Origin of the sequence: Nocardioides allogilvus (assembly GCF_003047285.1) — a bacterium.
In the GTDB taxonomy this organism is placed as follows: domain Bacteria; phylum Actinomycetota; class Actinomycetes; order Propionibacteriales; family Nocardioidaceae; genus Nocardioides; species Nocardioides allogilvus.
On record NZ_PZYX01000014.1, the window covers coordinates 51,123 to 65,522 of the forward strand.

10 protein-coding genes are annotated in these 14,400 nt (G+C 72.4%); 6 read left to right on the forward strand and 4 right to left on the reverse strand.

The annotated features are described in order from the left end of the window. Nucleotides 1–43: 43 nt before the first annotated feature. Genes recC through C9J87_RS17170 form a run of 4 tightly spaced genes read left to right on the forward strand, consistent with a single transcriptional unit; the run spans nt 44 to nt 9,131 of the window. On the forward strand, nt 44–3,412 hold the full coding sequence (gene recC, locus C9J87_RS17155; RefSeq protein WP_010831222.1) for an exodeoxyribonuclease V subunit gamma: 3,369 nt from the start codon (nt 44–46) through the stop codon (nt 3,410–3,412). Then, a complete protein-coding gene (locus tag C9J87_RS17160) occupies nt 3,412–6,750 on the forward strand; it encodes a UvrD-helicase domain-containing protein (protein ID WP_107706133.1) in 3,339 nt (1,112 codons plus the stop codon). The genes recC and C9J87_RS17160 overlap by 1 nt, the downstream gene beginning before the upstream one ends. Beyond that, a complete protein-coding gene (gene recD, locus C9J87_RS17165) occupies nt 6,747–8,522 on the forward strand; it encodes an exodeoxyribonuclease V subunit alpha (RefSeq protein WP_010831224.1) in 1,776 nt (591 codons plus the stop codon). The genes C9J87_RS17160 and recD overlap by 4 nt, the downstream gene beginning before the upstream one ends. 9 nt (nt 8,523–8,531) lie before the next feature. Then, nucleotides 8,532–9,131, forward strand: a complete 600-nt coding sequence (locus tag C9J87_RS17170) for an ACT domain-containing protein (RefSeq protein ID WP_107706134.1) — start codon at nt 8,532–8,534, stop codon at nt 9,129–9,131. A gap of 117 nt (nt 9,132–9,248) precedes the next feature. Here C9J87_RS17170 and C9J87_RS17175 read toward each other — a convergent pair whose 3' ends face one another. After that, nucleotides 9,249–9,689, reverse strand: coding sequence for a nitroreductase family deazaflavin-dependent oxidoreductase (locus C9J87_RS17175; RefSeq protein ID WP_107706135.1), 441 nt, complete (start codon nt 9,687–9,689; stop codon nt 9,249–9,251). Nucleotides 9,690–9,745: 56 nt separating this feature from the next. Between C9J87_RS17175 and C9J87_RS17180 the strand changes: the two genes are divergently transcribed. Both C9J87_RS17180 and C9J87_RS17185 read left to right on the forward strand, forming a co-directional pair. Beyond that, a complete protein-coding gene (locus tag C9J87_RS17180; RefSeq protein ID WP_010831227.1) occupies nt 9,746–10,681 on the forward strand; it encodes a 1,4-dihydroxy-2-naphthoyl-CoA synthase in 936 nt (311 codons plus the stop codon). A 1-nt stretch (nt 10,682) separates the two neighbouring features. Next, entirely contained in the window at nt 10,683–11,375 is a 693-nt protein-coding gene (locus tag C9J87_RS17185) for an NAD-dependent deacylase (protein ID WP_010831243.1), read from the forward strand. Nucleotides 11,376–11,377: 2 nt separating this feature from the next. Here the strand turns inward: C9J87_RS17185 and C9J87_RS17190 are convergent, their stop codons facing one another. From C9J87_RS17190 to C9J87_RS17200, 3 genes are read right to left on the reverse strand one after another with little or no spacing between them, the layout of a single operon-like run. Then, a complete protein-coding gene (locus tag C9J87_RS17190) occupies nt 11,378–12,418 on the reverse strand; it encodes a glutathione synthetase (protein WP_107706136.1) in 1,041 nt (346 codons plus the stop codon). After that, entirely contained in the window at nt 12,412–13,578 is a 1,167-nt protein-coding gene (locus C9J87_RS17195) for a flavohemoglobin expression-modulating QEGLA motif protein (protein WP_010831245.1), read from the reverse strand. The genes C9J87_RS17190 and C9J87_RS17195 overlap by 7 nt, the downstream gene beginning before the upstream one ends. Next, nucleotides 13,575–14,378: an N-formylglutamate amidohydrolase gene (locus tag C9J87_RS17200; protein WP_010831246.1), complete on the reverse strand. Its 804-nt coding sequence runs from the start codon at nt 14,376–14,378 to the stop codon at nt 13,575–13,577. The genes C9J87_RS17195 and C9J87_RS17200 overlap by 4 nt, the downstream gene beginning before the upstream one ends. Between the last annotated feature and the right edge of the window lie 22 nt (nt 14,379–14,400).

Sequence of the window (14,400 nt, forward strand, 5' to 3'; positions counted from 1 at the left end):
TCCAGCATCCACCGCTGTCGGTGCCTGATGGCAGGCTGCGGCCATGGCAGTCCACGTCCACGTCGCCGAGCGCACCGACGCCCTGGCTGATGCCCTGGCGGCGTTGCTCGCGACCCCGCTGGCGGATCCCTTCGCCCGCGAGGTGGTCGTGGTGCCGGCGCGCGGCGTGGAGCGGTGGTTGACCCAGCGGCTCTCGCACCGGCTCGGGGTGGGGCCGCGGGCCGGTGACGGCGTGTGCGCGGGCGTGGACTTCGTGACGCCCTCCTCGCTGGTCGCGATGCTGCTCGACAAGGACACTGAGGACCCGTGGGACCCGGAGCGGCTGGCGTGGCCGTTGCTCGACGTCATCGACTCGGTGATGGGCGAGCCCGGTTTCGGTGACCTGACGGCCCACCTCGGCGGCGGCGACCCCGACGACGAGCGCAGCACCCGCCGTTATGCCGTCGCCCGGCGACTCGCCGGGCTGTTCGCGTCCTATGCCAGCCAGCGACCGACGCTGATCACCGACTGGCGGGCGGGTCGCGACACCGACGGCACGGGCGGCGAGCTCGAGGGCGACCTGCGCTGGCAGGCCGAGCTCTGGCGACGGCTGATCGCCCGGATCGACGTTCCTCCTCCGGACGTCCGGCTCGCGACCACGCTGGAGCGACTGCGCAGCGGCGGCGCCGACCTCGACCTGCCGCCCCGGCTCTCGCTGTTCGGCCACACCCGGCTGCCCGAGACCGAGGTCGCGCTCCTCGACGCGCTCGGCGCCCTCCGCGACGTCCACCTCTGGCTGCCACAGGCCTCCCCGGCGTTGTGGTCGGCCCTCGAGCCGACCGCTCGCGAGGGTCAGGTGCCGAGGTCGGCCGACGACTCCGCCGACCTCGTCGGCCACCCGCTGCTCGGCTCCCTGGGGCGCGACTCGCGCGAGCTGCGACGCACGCTCGGCGCCGTACCAACAGCGCCCACGTCGGGCACACCCCGACCGCCCGACACGCTGCTGGGCTGGCTGCAGTCCGACCTGCGCGCCAACGCCGCCCCCGACCCCGCGACCCGGGCCCGACGCACGGGCGCGGACTCGTCCGTGCAGGTCCACGCCTGCCACGGCTCCGCGCGCCAGGTCGACGTGCTGCGCGAGGTGCTCGTCGGGCTGCTCGCCGACGACCCGACCCTCGAGCCCCGCGACATCCTGGTGATGTGTCCCGACATCGAGAGCTATGCACCCCTCATCTCGGCCGGGTTCGGGCTCGCCGACATCGCCGAGGGCCAGGGCCACCCGGCCCACCAGCTGCGGGTGCGGCTCGCGGACCGGGCACTCGGTGCCACCAACCCGTTGCTCGGCGTCGCGGCCCAGCTCGTCGAGCTGGTGCGCGGACGGCTGACCGCGACCCAGGTCCTCGACCTCGCCGGCTCCGACCCCGTGCGCGCGCGTTTCGGCTTCGGCGACGACGCGCTCGAGCGGATCGCGCAGTGGGTGGGCGAGGCCGGCATCCGGTGGGGCTACGACGCCGACCACCGCGCCGGGTTCGGGCTCGGCGGACTGTCCGCCAACACCTGGGCCGCCGGCCTCCGCCGGGTGCTGCTGGGAGCCGCGATGTCGGGGCTGGACCACCGACAGGTCGCCGGAGCGCTGCCGGTCGACGACGTCAGCGACGGTGACCTCGAGCTGGCCGGCCGGTTCGCGGAGTTCATCGACCGGATGCACACGTTCCTGACCGGCGCCGAGGCCGCGCGCACGGTGGCCGACTGGACGGGCGTGCTGGGCGACGGCGTGCACCAGCTGACCGCGACCGCGCTCGACGACAGCTGGCAGGTCGCACAGTTCGACCGCGAGCTGGCCCGGATCGCGGCCGGAGCGGCCGGCAAGGACACCTTGCTGCGGCAGGCCGACGTCCGCGCGCTGCTGCAGCAGCGGCTCCGGGGGCGACCGACCCGCTCCAACTTCCGCACCGGCACGCTGACGGTCTGCACGATGGTGCCGATGCGCTCGGTCCCGCACCGCGTGGTGTGCCTGGTCGGACTCGACGACGGTGTCTTCCCGCGCGCGACCGGGGTCGACGGTGACGACGTGCTGGCGAGACGACCGCGCACCGGTGAGCGCGACGTGCGCTCGGAGGACCGCCAGCTGCTGCTCGACGCGATCGCCGCGACGACCGAGACCTTGGTGATCACCTACACCGGGCGCGGCGAGCACAACGGCGCCGAGCGACCGCCGGCAGTCCCGCTCGGAGAGCTGCTCGACGCCCTCGACCGCACCGCGGCCGAGCCGGTCCGCGACCGCGTGCTCACCCAGCACCCGCTCCAGCCCTTCGACGAGGACAACCTCGTCCCCGGCCGGCTGCGCGGCACGCGCCCCTTCACCTTCGACCGCTCCGCCCTCGCCGGCGCCCAGGCTGCCCGGGGCGAGCGGCTGGTCGTGCGTGAGCTGGTGCCGACGGCGCTGCCGCCCGCCGAGCCGACTCCCGAGGTGGCGCTGGCGGACCTGCAGGACTTCTATCGGCACCCGGTGCAGGGCTTCCTGCGCAGGCGGCTGCGGATCACCAAGCCCTACGACGCCGACGCGATCAAGGACGCGATCCCGATCACCCTCGACAACCTCGAGCAGTGGGCGGTCGGCGACCAGCTCGCGACGGCGGTGCTCGGCGGGGCCGAGGGTCCCGCCGTCATCGAGGCACTCCGAGCCGGCGGCCAGCTGCCGCCGGGTCCGCTCGGCGACGGGGTGCTGGAGACGATCAAGACGAAGGCAGGGCCGCTCGTGCTGGCCGCGCGCGGCCTGCAGACGGGTCCGCCCCGCACCCTCGACGTTGACATCGACCTCGGTGATCGCCGCGTCACCGGCACCATCGGCGACATCTTCGGCAACAACCTGGTCGCGGTCTCCTTCTCCAACCTCGGCGCCAAGCACCGGCTGGCCGCGTGGCTCAACGCGCTGGCCCTCGCCGCCGGTCGGCCCGACGAGAACTGGACGATCCACACCATCGGCAAGCACCGCTCCGGCGGACAGGTCGCGATGGTCAGGCCGCTCGCCGAGCACGACGCCCGCGCGTGGCTGCGCGACCTCGTCGCCCTGCACGAGGCCGGGCTGCGCGAGCCGCTGCCGCTTCCGGTCAAGACGTCGCTGGCCTGGACCGAGGAGTTCCGCCGCACCCAGGGCGGCAGCGACGGCGACCCCGACGCGCGGGGCCGCGCCGAGTGGACGACACCGCGCTTCAACGACTCCGGCTTCCCCAAGGAGGACGCCGACGCCTGGCACGTGCGCGCCTTCGGCGAGCACGCCGACTACGACCTGCTCGCCGCGCCGCTGCGGGCGGGAGAGGACGGCCCCGCCCCCCACCGGCTGGGTCACTTCTCGTGGCGGCTGTGGAGCCCGCTGATCGGCGACGACTCCCCCACCGGCCGCCCCGGCAACGAACAGATCCGGGGCATCTGATGGAGACCTTCGACATCACCCGCGACCTCGAGCCCGGCATCACCCTGCTCGAGGCGAGTGCCGGCACCGGCAAGACCTGGACGATCGCAGCCCTCGTGACCAAGCACGTCGCCGAGGGCCGGGTCGCGCTCGACGAGATGCTCGTCGTCACCTTCACCCGAGCCGCCAGCCAGGAGCTGCGCGAGCGGGTGCGCGCCCAGCTCGACGAGGCCGTGCAGGTGCTCGCCGACCCGGCGTCGCGCGAGTCCGGCAACCGCCTTCACGACTGGCTGCTGGGAGCCGACGCGGCCGAGGTCGCGCAGCGGCTGCGCCGGCTCACCGCCGCACTGGTCTCCTTCGACGAGGCCACCATCGCCACCATCCACCAGTTCTGCCAGCTCGTCCTGCGCAGCCTGGGCGTCGCCGGCGACACCGACTCCGGCGCCACCCTGGTCGAGGACCTCGAGCAGCTCACCTCCGAGGTCGTCGACGACCTCTACCTCGCCCGCTTCGGCAAGGAGGAGAAGCCGCCGTGGAGCCGCACCGAGGCGCTGGCGCTCGCCCGCGAGGTGGTCGGTGACCCGCGCGCGGTGATCGAGCCGGTGGCGGTGCTGACCGAGGCGCCCGACTCACCGGCGGCGATACGCGTGCGGTTCGCGACCGAGGTGCTCGACGAGGTCGAGCGCCGCAAGCGCCGGCTCGGCGTGCTCAGCTACGACGACCTCCTCAGCCAGCTCGCCGACGCCCTCACCGAGCTCGACGCCCCGGCCCGCGCGCGCATGCGCCGGCGCTGGAAGTTCGTGCTGATCGACGAGTTCCAGGACACCGACCCGGTGCAGTGGCAGGTCTTCCAGCGGGCCTTCGCCGACTCGACCACGATGGTGCTGATCGGCGACCCCAAGCAGGCGATCTATGCCTTCCGCGGCGGCGACATCGTCACCTACCTCGCCGCGGCCGACGCCGCGCGCACCACCCAGACGCTGGGCGTCAACTGGCGCTCCGACCAGCCGCTGCTCGACGGGCTCCAGGCCCTGCTCGAGGGCGCGACCCTCGGCGACCCGCGCATCGCCGTACACCCCGTGACGGCGAACTATCGCGAGTCGCGCCTGTCCGGTGCGGGCGCGCCGTTCCGGCTCCGGGTCGTACGCCGCCAGGAGCTCGGCAAGGGGCCGCGGTCCAAGCCCCCGGTGGCCGTGTGGCGCGAGCACGTCATCACCGACGCGGCCCACGACATCAAACGGTTGATCCAGAGCGGCGCGACCTTCGAGGGCCGGGCGCTGGCGCCCGGCGACATCGCCGTGCTGGCCGCGCGACGCAGCGAGCTCGAGGCGACGCAGGAGGCGCTCGCCGTCGTCGGCGTGCCGTCGGTCATCAACGCGGGCGGCTCGGTGTTCCACACGCCCGCGGCCGCCGAGTGGGTGACCTTGCTGGAGGCGCTGGAGCAGCCCCACCGCGCCGACCGGGTCCGGGCCGCCGCGCTGACCTCGTTCTTCGGCTACTCCGCGGCCGCGCTCGACGCCGGCGGCGACCAGCTCACCGACTCGCTGGCCGAGCGCGTCCGTACCCTCACCGACGTCTTCACCACCCGTGGCGTCGCCGCCGTCCTCGAGGTCACCGTCGTCGCCGGCCTCACCGCGCGGGTGCTGGGACGCGTCGGCGGCGAGCGCACCCTGACCGACATCCGCCACATCGGCGAGGCGCTCCACCGCGTCAGCGTCGAGGACCGGCTCGGCATCGTCGGTGTCCTCGGGTGGCTGCGCGAGCAGGTCGCCGACGATAAGGTCGAGGTCGCCTCCGAGCGCACCCGCCGACTCGACTCCGATGCCGCGGCGGTCCAGCTCGTGACGATCCACGGCAGCAAGGGCCTGCAATATCCCGTCGTCTACCTCCCGACTCTGTGGAACCGCTATGTCGGCAACGACCCGGAGATCCCGCTCTTCCACGACGACGAGGGCCGGCGCTGCCGCGACGTCGGTGGCCGCAGCCCCTTCCACCGCCACTCGGTGGCCCGCCACTGGCGCGAGGACGCCGGTGAGTCGCTGCGGCTGCTCTACGTCGCGCTGACGCGGGCCCAGTCGCAGGTCGTCGCGTGGTACGCCGCGGCCGAGCGCAACACCCCGGCGTCCCCGTTGCACCGGATGCTCTTCGGGCGCCGGCCGCAGGGAGTGGCCGTGCCCGACGAGCAGGCCCTGGTCGCCGAGGACCGGTTGCTGGAGATCCTGGGGCACTGGCAGGCCGCCGGCGGCCCGGCGGTCGAGCTCGCCGCACTGACCCCGCCCGACCCGACGCCGCTGGAGCGGTCCACCGAGCCGCTCGCCGTGCGCACGTTCACCCGCATCGTCGACACCGCGTGGCGCCGTACGTCCTATTCGTCGTTGTCGGCCGCGGGCGCTGCCCACAGCGATGCGGGCACCTGGTCCGAGCCGCTGTCCGAGCCCGAGGACCCGCCCGAGCTGGGCGACGCCTTCCTGCTGACCGAGGCCGCACCGCCGCCCGACGTGGAGACCGCGGCGGTGCCCTCGCCGATGGCCGACCTGCCCGTGGGCGCGACGTTCGGCTCCCTCGTGCACGCGGTGCTCGAGCACGCCGACCCGGCGGCGTCCGACTTCCGTGCCGAGCTGCTCGCCCACATCAGCGAGCAGCTCGTGTGGTGGCCGGTCGACCTCGATGCCGAGGCGCTCGCCGACGCCCTGGCGGCCGTCTGCTCGAGCCCGCTCGGTCCGCTGGCCGACGACCTGACGCTGCTCGACCTGCGACTCCCCGACCGGCTGCGGGAGCTCGACTTCGAGCTGCCGCTCGCCGGCGGGGACGACGCGGCCTACCCCACCGTCCCGGTGCGGCTCGGCGACCTCGCCCCCTTGCTGCGTCGACACCTGCCTCTGGGCGATCCGGTGCTCTCCTACGCCGACACCCTCGACGGCGACCCCGACCTCGCCGACCAGGAGCTGCGGGGCTACCTCACCGGCTCGATCGACGTGGTGCTGCGGGTGGCGGGCCGCTTCCTGACCGTCGACTACAAGACCAACTGGCTGGGCGACCTGGACGCGCCGCTGACCGCCCACGACTACCGTCCGGCGGTGCTCGACGACGCGATGGGCCACTCCGACTACCCGTTGCAGGCACTCCTCTACACCGTGGTGCTGCACCGCTTCCTGCGCTGGCGGCTGGCCGACTACGACCCGGCGACCCACCTCGGTGGCGTGCTCTACCTCTACCTCCGCGGCATGTGCGGTCCGGACACCCCGCGCATCGACGGGGCACCCTGCGGCGTCTTCGCCTGGCGCCCACCCTTGGCTCTGGTGGAGGCCATGTCCGCCCTGCTGGACGGTGCCGACGAGCGAACGGGGGCACGCGCATGAGCGATCTCTTCGAGCCGGTCGATGCCCACGACCGGGACCTGGCGCTGAACGCCCCACCGGTGTTGGCCGCGGTCAACGCGGCCGGCCTGATCACCGCGGCCGACGTGCACATCGCGACCACCCTGGGCCAGCTCGGCGGCGAGCACGACCAGGACGTCCTGCTCGCGATCGCACTGACGTCGCGGGCCGTCCGGCACGGCTCGGTGTGCCTGGGTCTCGCCGACGTCGCCACCCAGCTCGGCGACCTCGACCTGGCCTGGCCCGCCATCGACTCGTGGTCGGCGGCGATCGAGCGGAGCCCGCTGCTGGGCCTCGGTGTGCTGCACTGGGAGCACGGCCTGCTCTACCTCGACCGCTACCACGAGCAGGAGACCCAGGTCCTCGACGACCTGATGGCCCGGGCCGCATCGACCCCGCCGACGGATCCTGCCCTGCTGGCCGCGTCCTTGGCCCGGGTCTTCCCGGACGAGGGCTATGCCGAGCAGCGCGCCGCCTGCCTGCACGCAGGCAGTCACTGGACGACGGTCATCACCGGCGGCCCGGGCACCGGCAAGACGACCGCCGTGGCCGGGCTGCTGGTCGCCCTGCACGAGCAGGCCGAGGCGCGCGGCGAACACCTGCGGATCGCGATGGCGGCCCCGACCGGCAAGGCCGCCGCCCGCCTGGAGCAGGCCGTGCGCAACAACGCCGGCGACTTCAACGAGACCGACCGGGCCCGGCTGGCGGGGGTCACCGCGATGACCCTGCACCGCCTGCTGCGCCCCCACCCGGGCAACCGCACCCGCTTCCGCCACCACCGCGGCAACCGGCTCCCCCACGACCTCGTCGTCGTCGACGAGACCTCGATGGTCTCGCTGACCATGATGGCGCGGCTGCTCGAAGCCGTGCGCCCCGACGCCCGGCTGGTCTTCGTCGGCGACCCCGACCAGCTCTCCTCGGTCGACGCCGGCGCGGTGCTGACCGATCTCGTCCGCGGCTACGACGGTCGCCCGGACACCCCGGTCGCGGCGTTGCGCACCGCCCACCGCTACGGCGAGGAGATCGGTGCACTGGCCGAGGCGCTGCGCCTCGGTGACGCCGACGCCGCGATCGAGGCGCTCCGCGCTGGCCACGACCAGGTCGAGTGGGTCACCGATCCCGATCCAGCCTCGGCGATCCGCGCGACGGCGCTGCCGGCGGCCCTCGCCGTACGCGACGCAGCCGCCGCAGGCGACGGAGCCAAGGCGCTCTCTGCTCTCGACCGCCACCGGTTGCTCTGCGCGCACCGCGACGGCCCCTTCGGCGTGCGCCACTGGAACCGGCGGATCGAGCAGTGGCTGACCCAGGAGACCGGTGACCCGCTCTACGAGTCGGCCTACCTCGGGCGGCCGGTGCTGGTGACCGCCAACGACTACACCCTGGGCATCTACAACGGGGACACCGGCGTCGTCGTCGACACCCCCGCCGGTCGCCGGGTGGCGATCGAGACGAGCACCGGTGCGCTCGACCTCGCACCGTCGCGGCTCGGCGACGTGGAGACGCTGCACGCCATGACGATCCACAAGAGCCAGGGCAGCCAGGCCGACGTCGTGACCGTGCTGCTGCCCGACGAGGAGTCGCGACTGCTCACCCGCGAGCTGTTCTACACCGCCGTCACGCGGGCGCGCAGCAAGGTCCGCGTCATCGGCTCCGAGTCCGCGGTCCGCGCCGCCATCGGCCGCCAGGCCCAGCGAGCCAGCGGCCTGCGGGCCCGTCTCGCAGATGGAAACACCGGTGCAACACCCCGCGGCTAGCCTGTCGGGGTGCCCTTCCTCCTGAGACTCGCCCTGCCCGACGTGCCCGGCTCGCTGGGGCGCGTCGCGACCGCGATCGGCCAGGCAGGTGGCGACATCGACGCGATCGAGATTGTCGAGAAGGACGGCGACGGCACCGCGGTCGACGACGTGCTGCTCGAGATGGCGCCGGGCGCCATGCCCGACTCGGTCGTCTCCGCGTGCAACGCCCTCGAGGGCGTGGAGGTGCTCTGGATCAGCCGGTACGCCGCTGGCGGCAACCTGTTCCTGGACCTCGAGGTGGTCGAGGAGCTGACCGCCCACCCGACCGAGGCACTCGACCGCGTCATCGACCTGCTCCCGATCACCTTCCGCGTCGACTGGGCGGTGCGCGTCGGTCGCGACGGCGCTGTCGGGCGCAGCACCGAGGCTGCCCCCGCGGAGATCGCGTGGGTCGACATCCAGCGGCCCTCACGGCTCCCCGACGACGACGTGACGGTGCTGTGCGGCGCACCCCTCGGCCCCGACCTGATCGTGCTCGGACGCCGGGGCGGACCCGAGTTCCTGGACTCCGAGCTGGCGCGCCTGGGCCACCTGCTCGGGCTCGCGCGCTCGATCAACCGCGCCTGATCACCTGCGTCAGCCGCTCGCCGCTCGCCCTTGGCGGTGCAACAGCAACCGTTCCGAGCCCCGCGAACGGTTGCAAACCCACCGCCCGAACGTGAGCACGCTCCAGCAGGCGACGCCTCAGGCGCGCTCGAGCAGGAACAGCGGGATCTCGCGGTCCGTCTTCTCCTGGTAGGACGCATAGGTCGGCCAGGTCGCCACGGCGAGCTCCCACCAGTCCGCGCGCTCCGCGCCCTCGAGCAGTCGGGCCGTGTAGGTGTGCTTCTCGGCCTTGTCCTGCACCTCGACCTCGGGGTGCGCGACGAAGTTGGCGTACCACTCCGGGTTCTCGGGGGCACCGCCCTTCGAGGCGACCGCGAGGTAGGCGCCGTCGCGCTCCACGCGCATCACGGGGTTCTTGCGGAGGTCGCCGCTCTTGCGGCCGACCGAGGTCACGACGACGATCGGGTAGTCGGTCCCGGGGAGGGTGCCGCCCTTCTCGCCGTTGCTGACCTCGTACTCCTCGACGTTCTTGCGGACCCACTCGGTCGCGCTGGGAACATAGGTTCCGTTGAGTGCCATGACCACCACAACACCACCCCGGCCGGGGCCATTCCGGCCCGACTACGCTCCCGCCCATGAGTGCGATCGAAGGCGTGTCCGAGACGTTCGACCCCGCGGCCTGGGACGACGTCCCCGGTTTCGAGGACCTGACGGACCTCACCTACCACCGGGCCAAGGCACACGGCACCGTGCGGATCGCCTTCGACCGGCCCGACGTGCTCAACGCGTTCCGCCCGCACACCGTCGACGAGCTGCTGCGGGTGCTCGACCACGCTCGCCAGTCTGCCGACGTCGGCTGCGTCCTGCTCACGGGCAACGGGCCCAGCGACAAGAACGGCAAGTGGGCCTTCTGCACCGGCGGCGACCAGCGCATCCGCGGCAAGGCCGGCTACCAGTACGAAACCGACGGCCACACCGACGAGGCGGCGCCGCCCAACCCGATCGACCGGGCCAAGCTCGCGCGCCTGCACATCCTCGAGTGCCAGCGGCTGATCCGCTTCATGCCCAAGGTCGTCATCTGCGTGGTCCCCGGCTGGGCGGCCGGCGGCGGCCACAGCCTGCACGTCGTCAGCGACCTGACCCTCGCGAGCCGTGAGCACGCCCGCTTCAAGCAGACCGACGCGGACGTGGGTTCCTTCGACGGCGGCTACGGATCGGCGTACCTCGCTCGACAGGTCGGGCAGAAGTTCGCCCGCGAGATCTTCTTCCTCGCCGAGGAGTACGACGCGGAGACGATGTTCGCCATGGGCGCGGTCAACCGCGTAGTGGACCACGCCGACCTCGAGGCGACCGCGCTGGAGTGGGGGGCGAAGATCAACGGCAAGTCCCCGACCGCCCAGCGGATGCTGAAGTACTCCTTCAACCTCCTCGACGACGGCCTGGTCGGACAGCAGCTCTTCGCCGGCGAGGCGACGCGGCTTGCCTACATGACCGACGAGGCGCAGGAGGGCCGCGACCAGTTCCTGGAGAAGCGCGAGCCCGACTGGTCGCCGTACCCCTGGTACTACTGAGGTGCGGATCGTCGTCCTGACCGGGGCCGGCATCTCCGCCGAGAGCGGGCTGGCCACGTTCCGCGACGCCGACGGGCTGTGGGAGGGCCACGACCCGATGACGGTCGCGACCCCCGAGGCCTTCGCGCACGACCCGGAGCTCGTGCAGCGGTTCTACGACGAGCGGCGTGCGCTGCTCAGCCAGGTGCAGCCCAACGCCGCCCACGTCGCGCTGGCCCGGCTCGAGGCCGAGCTCGGCAACGACCTCTACCTCGTCACCCAGAACATCGACGACCTGCACGAGCGCGGGGGTTCACGGCGCGTGCACCACATGCACGGGCGGCTCGCCGCGGCGTGGTGCACGGCGTGCGACGAGCGCCACGAGTGGACGTCCACGCTCGTCGAGCGGCCACCCTGCCCGTCGTGTGCGTCCAGCACGCTGCGCCCCGACGTCGTCTGGTTCGGCGAGATGCCCTACGACATGGATGCCATCGACGAGGCGCTGTGGGCCTGCGACCTCTTCGTGTCGATCGGCACCTCCGGCCTCGTCTATCCCGCCGCCGCCTTCGTGCACTACGCGATCGGCAACGGCAAGCGCACGCTCGAGCTCAACCTCGCCGCCAGCGACACCAGCAGCGACTTCCACGAGTCCCGGCGCGGACCCGCGACCGAGCTGGTCCCGGCCTGGGTCGACGAGGTGCTCGCCGCGCGCTGACCTCAGCCCGTCGCGAGGGTCCGGTTGTCGATCTCCGGGTAGTGCTGGCGGATGCTCACCTTGCGCTCGAGCTCGCCGATGATCGCCGGCGCGAAGTTGACGCCGTAGAGCGCCTCCGCGCTGCCGAGCCCACCCGGGCTGAACACGTTGATCTCCATCAGCTTGTCGCCGACGATGTCGAGGCCGACCAGGAACATCCCGTCGCTGACGAGCTTGGGACGCACGACCTCCACGATCGCGAGCATCTCGTCGGTCATAGCCACCCTCGTCGCCTTCCCGCCGGCAGACATGTTGGAGCGGATGTCGGTCGACTTGTTCGTACGGCGGAAGGCGGCGTACTTCCCGTCGAGCATCAGCGGCTGGCCGTTCATCACGAAGACCCGGACGTCGCCGCGGACCGCCTCGGGGAGGTATTCCTGCGCGACGACATAACCGTCGCGCGAGATCGCCTCGATGATCTGGCTGAGGTTGGGGCCCTCCTTGCGGTCGATCAGGAAGACGCCGGTGCCGCCGGAGCCCTGCAGCGGCTTGAGCACCGCCTTGCCGCCGAGGTCCTTGATGAAGGCCTGGATCATGTCCCCGTCGCGCGAGATCAGCGTGCGCGGCCGGACGATCTCGGGGAAGTGCTGGAAGTAGGCCTTGGACAGGGCGTTGGCGAGGCTGGTCGGGTCGTTGACGACCAGGACCCCGCTGGAGGCGATCAGCTGGCCGAAGGCGACCCCCGCGTTGTTGCGCCACGGATCGCTCTCCGCGTCGTCCGCGGGGTCGTTGCGCAGCATCACGACATCGAACTCCTCGAGCCCGATCAGCTTCGCCGCCTCCGGCTTGCGGACGTCGTCGAGGTGTCGCTTCAGCGAGCGGTAGGTCTTCGCCTGGCCGGCCCGGGCGCGGGTGCTGAGGGACCCGTCGGGCTCGTAGGCGAAGTCGCCGATCCCCATGAACCACGCCTCGTGGCCCATCTCCTTGGCGGCGAGGGCCATCCGGTTGGTGGTGTACTCCGCCTTCTCCGTCTCGATGTCGTTGACGACGAACCCGATCAGCATGTCGATTCCTCCAGCAGGGCAGTGAGATCGTGGTGGGCGGCCGCCTTCTCCAGGTGGGCGACGGCAGCGGGGTCGTCCAGGTAGCGCGGCAGCAGGCGAGCCGGCTGCAGCACCTCGCGATCCTGGAGGTCGGCGATGAGCGGCAGGTCGTTGAGCGAGAACTTGCCGAGCCACAGGAGGTCGAGCACGCCGCCGTCTGCGAGATGGTCGAGCAGCTCGACGAGCCCGCGCAGGTAGATCGCGTCCTTCGTCATCCCGCCCGATCGGTAGATCCGCATGACGGTGGTGAAGGCGCTGCCCGGCGGGAACCCGTCGGCCACCATCGCCTCCTGGGCCTCCGCGAACGACGCCCCGGCGATCAGCCGGTGCACGGTGATGACCCGGCCGGCGAGCTGTCGCAGCCGGAAGGCGGTCAGGCCACCGGCGGCGATCTCGGCCAGCACCGCCAGCCCCTCCTGCGTCTCGTCGTAGCCGGCGAGCCCCGCACCGAGCACCTTGATCGGCTGGTGGGCGCCGTTGACCTGGGTCACGAGGTGCGTGCCCACCTCGTGGTGCAGCAGCGCGGTCGCCCGACGCCGCTGCACCTTCGACTCCGGGCCGATCAGCAGCGTGTCGCCCGACACCATCACGCCGTTGACGTCGGGACGGATCTCGGCGTGCATCTCGATGTCGGGGTCGACCTCGCGGTAGTGCGCGATCTCCGCCTCCGCGAGCGCCAGGAACTCCTCGGCGTCCAGCGCCTCGCCGGGGGCCTCGGTCGAGGTGACGGTGTCGAGGATCGCCTCGGCCTGCTTCCGGAGGGCGGGTGAGACACCGCCGTACAGCTCGATGCTGAGCTGGAGGAAGTCCTCGGTCCCGCGCGCCTCGAGCATGTCGAGCTGCAGCTCCACCTCGCGGTGCTTGGCGCGCAGCAGGTGGCCCAGCGTCGGGTCCTCGACCGCCGCGATGTCGATGTCGTCGAGCATGGTGCGCGCGACGTCGGGGTCGGTCTCGAGCTCGCGATAGGTGAACTCGGGGTCGGGGTCGTCACCCGCGAGGAAGTCTTCCTTGACGTCCTCGGCGTCCATCGGCGTGATGTCGAGCAGGAAGCGGAAGCTCTGCGACAGCTGCGCCAGCTCGTGGTCGATCGCCTGGTCGGCCGCTGCGATCTCGGCGCTCATGACAGCTCCTCCAGCGCACGCCCGAGCACCGGCACGGTCGCGGCCAGGGCCTGCACCGTCTCCGCCAACCGGCCCGCGTCGACCTCGGCAGTCCACTCGTCCATGAAGGTCTTCTTGAACTCCAGGGCCAGGCAGCAGCCGGTGCCGGGGTAGGTCTCGTGCACCCACGCGGCGAGCGCCCGACCCTCGAAGCGCACGTTCTCGCGTACGTCGACGGGCTCACCACCCACGTCGTGCGACGCGAGCTCCGTGATGAACGCATCCGCCAACGGTCCGAAGCGGTCGCGATCGAGGCTGCCGGTGCCGACATTGACCTGGGGACTCTCCTCGACCGGGTCTGGCTCGGCGTCGGGCCCGGCGCGGCGGTGGTTGTAGGAGTGCACGTCGAGCACGACGAACGGACCGCGGGCAGCCACGGTGTCGAGCCGCTCCCCGAGCCGGGCGTAGAACTCGTCGTACACCTCGAGACTGCGACGGGTCTCGCCCTCGGACATCGCGCCACCAGCCCACACGTCGAGCCCCCAGCAGTCCTCGGGGGTGCGGTAGACGGCGTCCTCGCGTGGGCGGTTGAGGTCGACCTCGAAACGCGACCTGCTGGTCAGGACCCGGGCCGGCGCGACCGAGGCGATCTCGTCGGTCTGCGGGTCCTCCTCACGCAGCCGCGCGGCCTCGTCCAGGGCCACTGCCTGCGCGAGCTCGGGACGCAGCTCGTGGCCGGCGTGGACCGAGCAGGCGATCACCTGCTGCCCCCAGTCGCCCACGAAGGCGACGCGGTCGGACGGACGTTGCTGGGACGTCATGCCTCCTGTCTATACGACGCCC

Excerpts from the sequence above, each read along its gene's own strand:
- C9J87_RS17160 (WP_107706133.1), top strand. The coding sequence starts at position 3,412 with ATGGAGACCTTCGACATCACCCGCGACCTCGAGCCCGGCATCACCCTG.
- C9J87_RS17175 (WP_107706135.1), bottom strand. The coding sequence starts at position 9,689 with ATGGCACTCAACGGAACCTATGTTCCCAGCGCGACCGAGTGGGTCCGC.
- C9J87_RS17195 (WP_010831245.1), bottom strand. The coding sequence starts at position 13,578 with ATGAGCGCCGAGATCGCAGCGGCCGACCAGGCGATCGACCACGAGCTG.
- C9J87_RS17180 (WP_010831227.1), top strand. The coding sequence starts at position 9,746 with ATGAGTGCGATCGAAGGCGTGTCCGAGACGTTCGACCCCGCGGCCTGG.
- C9J87_RS17200 (WP_010831246.1), bottom strand. The coding sequence starts at position 14,378 with ATGACGTCCCAGCAACGTCCGTCCGACCGCGTCGCCTTCGTGGGCGAC.
- C9J87_RS17190 (WP_107706136.1), bottom strand. The coding sequence starts at position 12,418 with ATGCTGATCGGGTTCGTCGTCAACGACATCGAGACGGAGAAGGCGGAG.
- recD (WP_010831224.1), top strand. The coding sequence starts at position 6,747 with ATGAGCGATCTCTTCGAGCCGGTCGATGCCCACGACCGGGACCTGGCG.
- recC (WP_010831222.1), top strand. The coding sequence starts at position 44 with ATGGCAGTCCACGTCCACGTCGCCGAGCGCACCGACGCCCTGGCTGAT.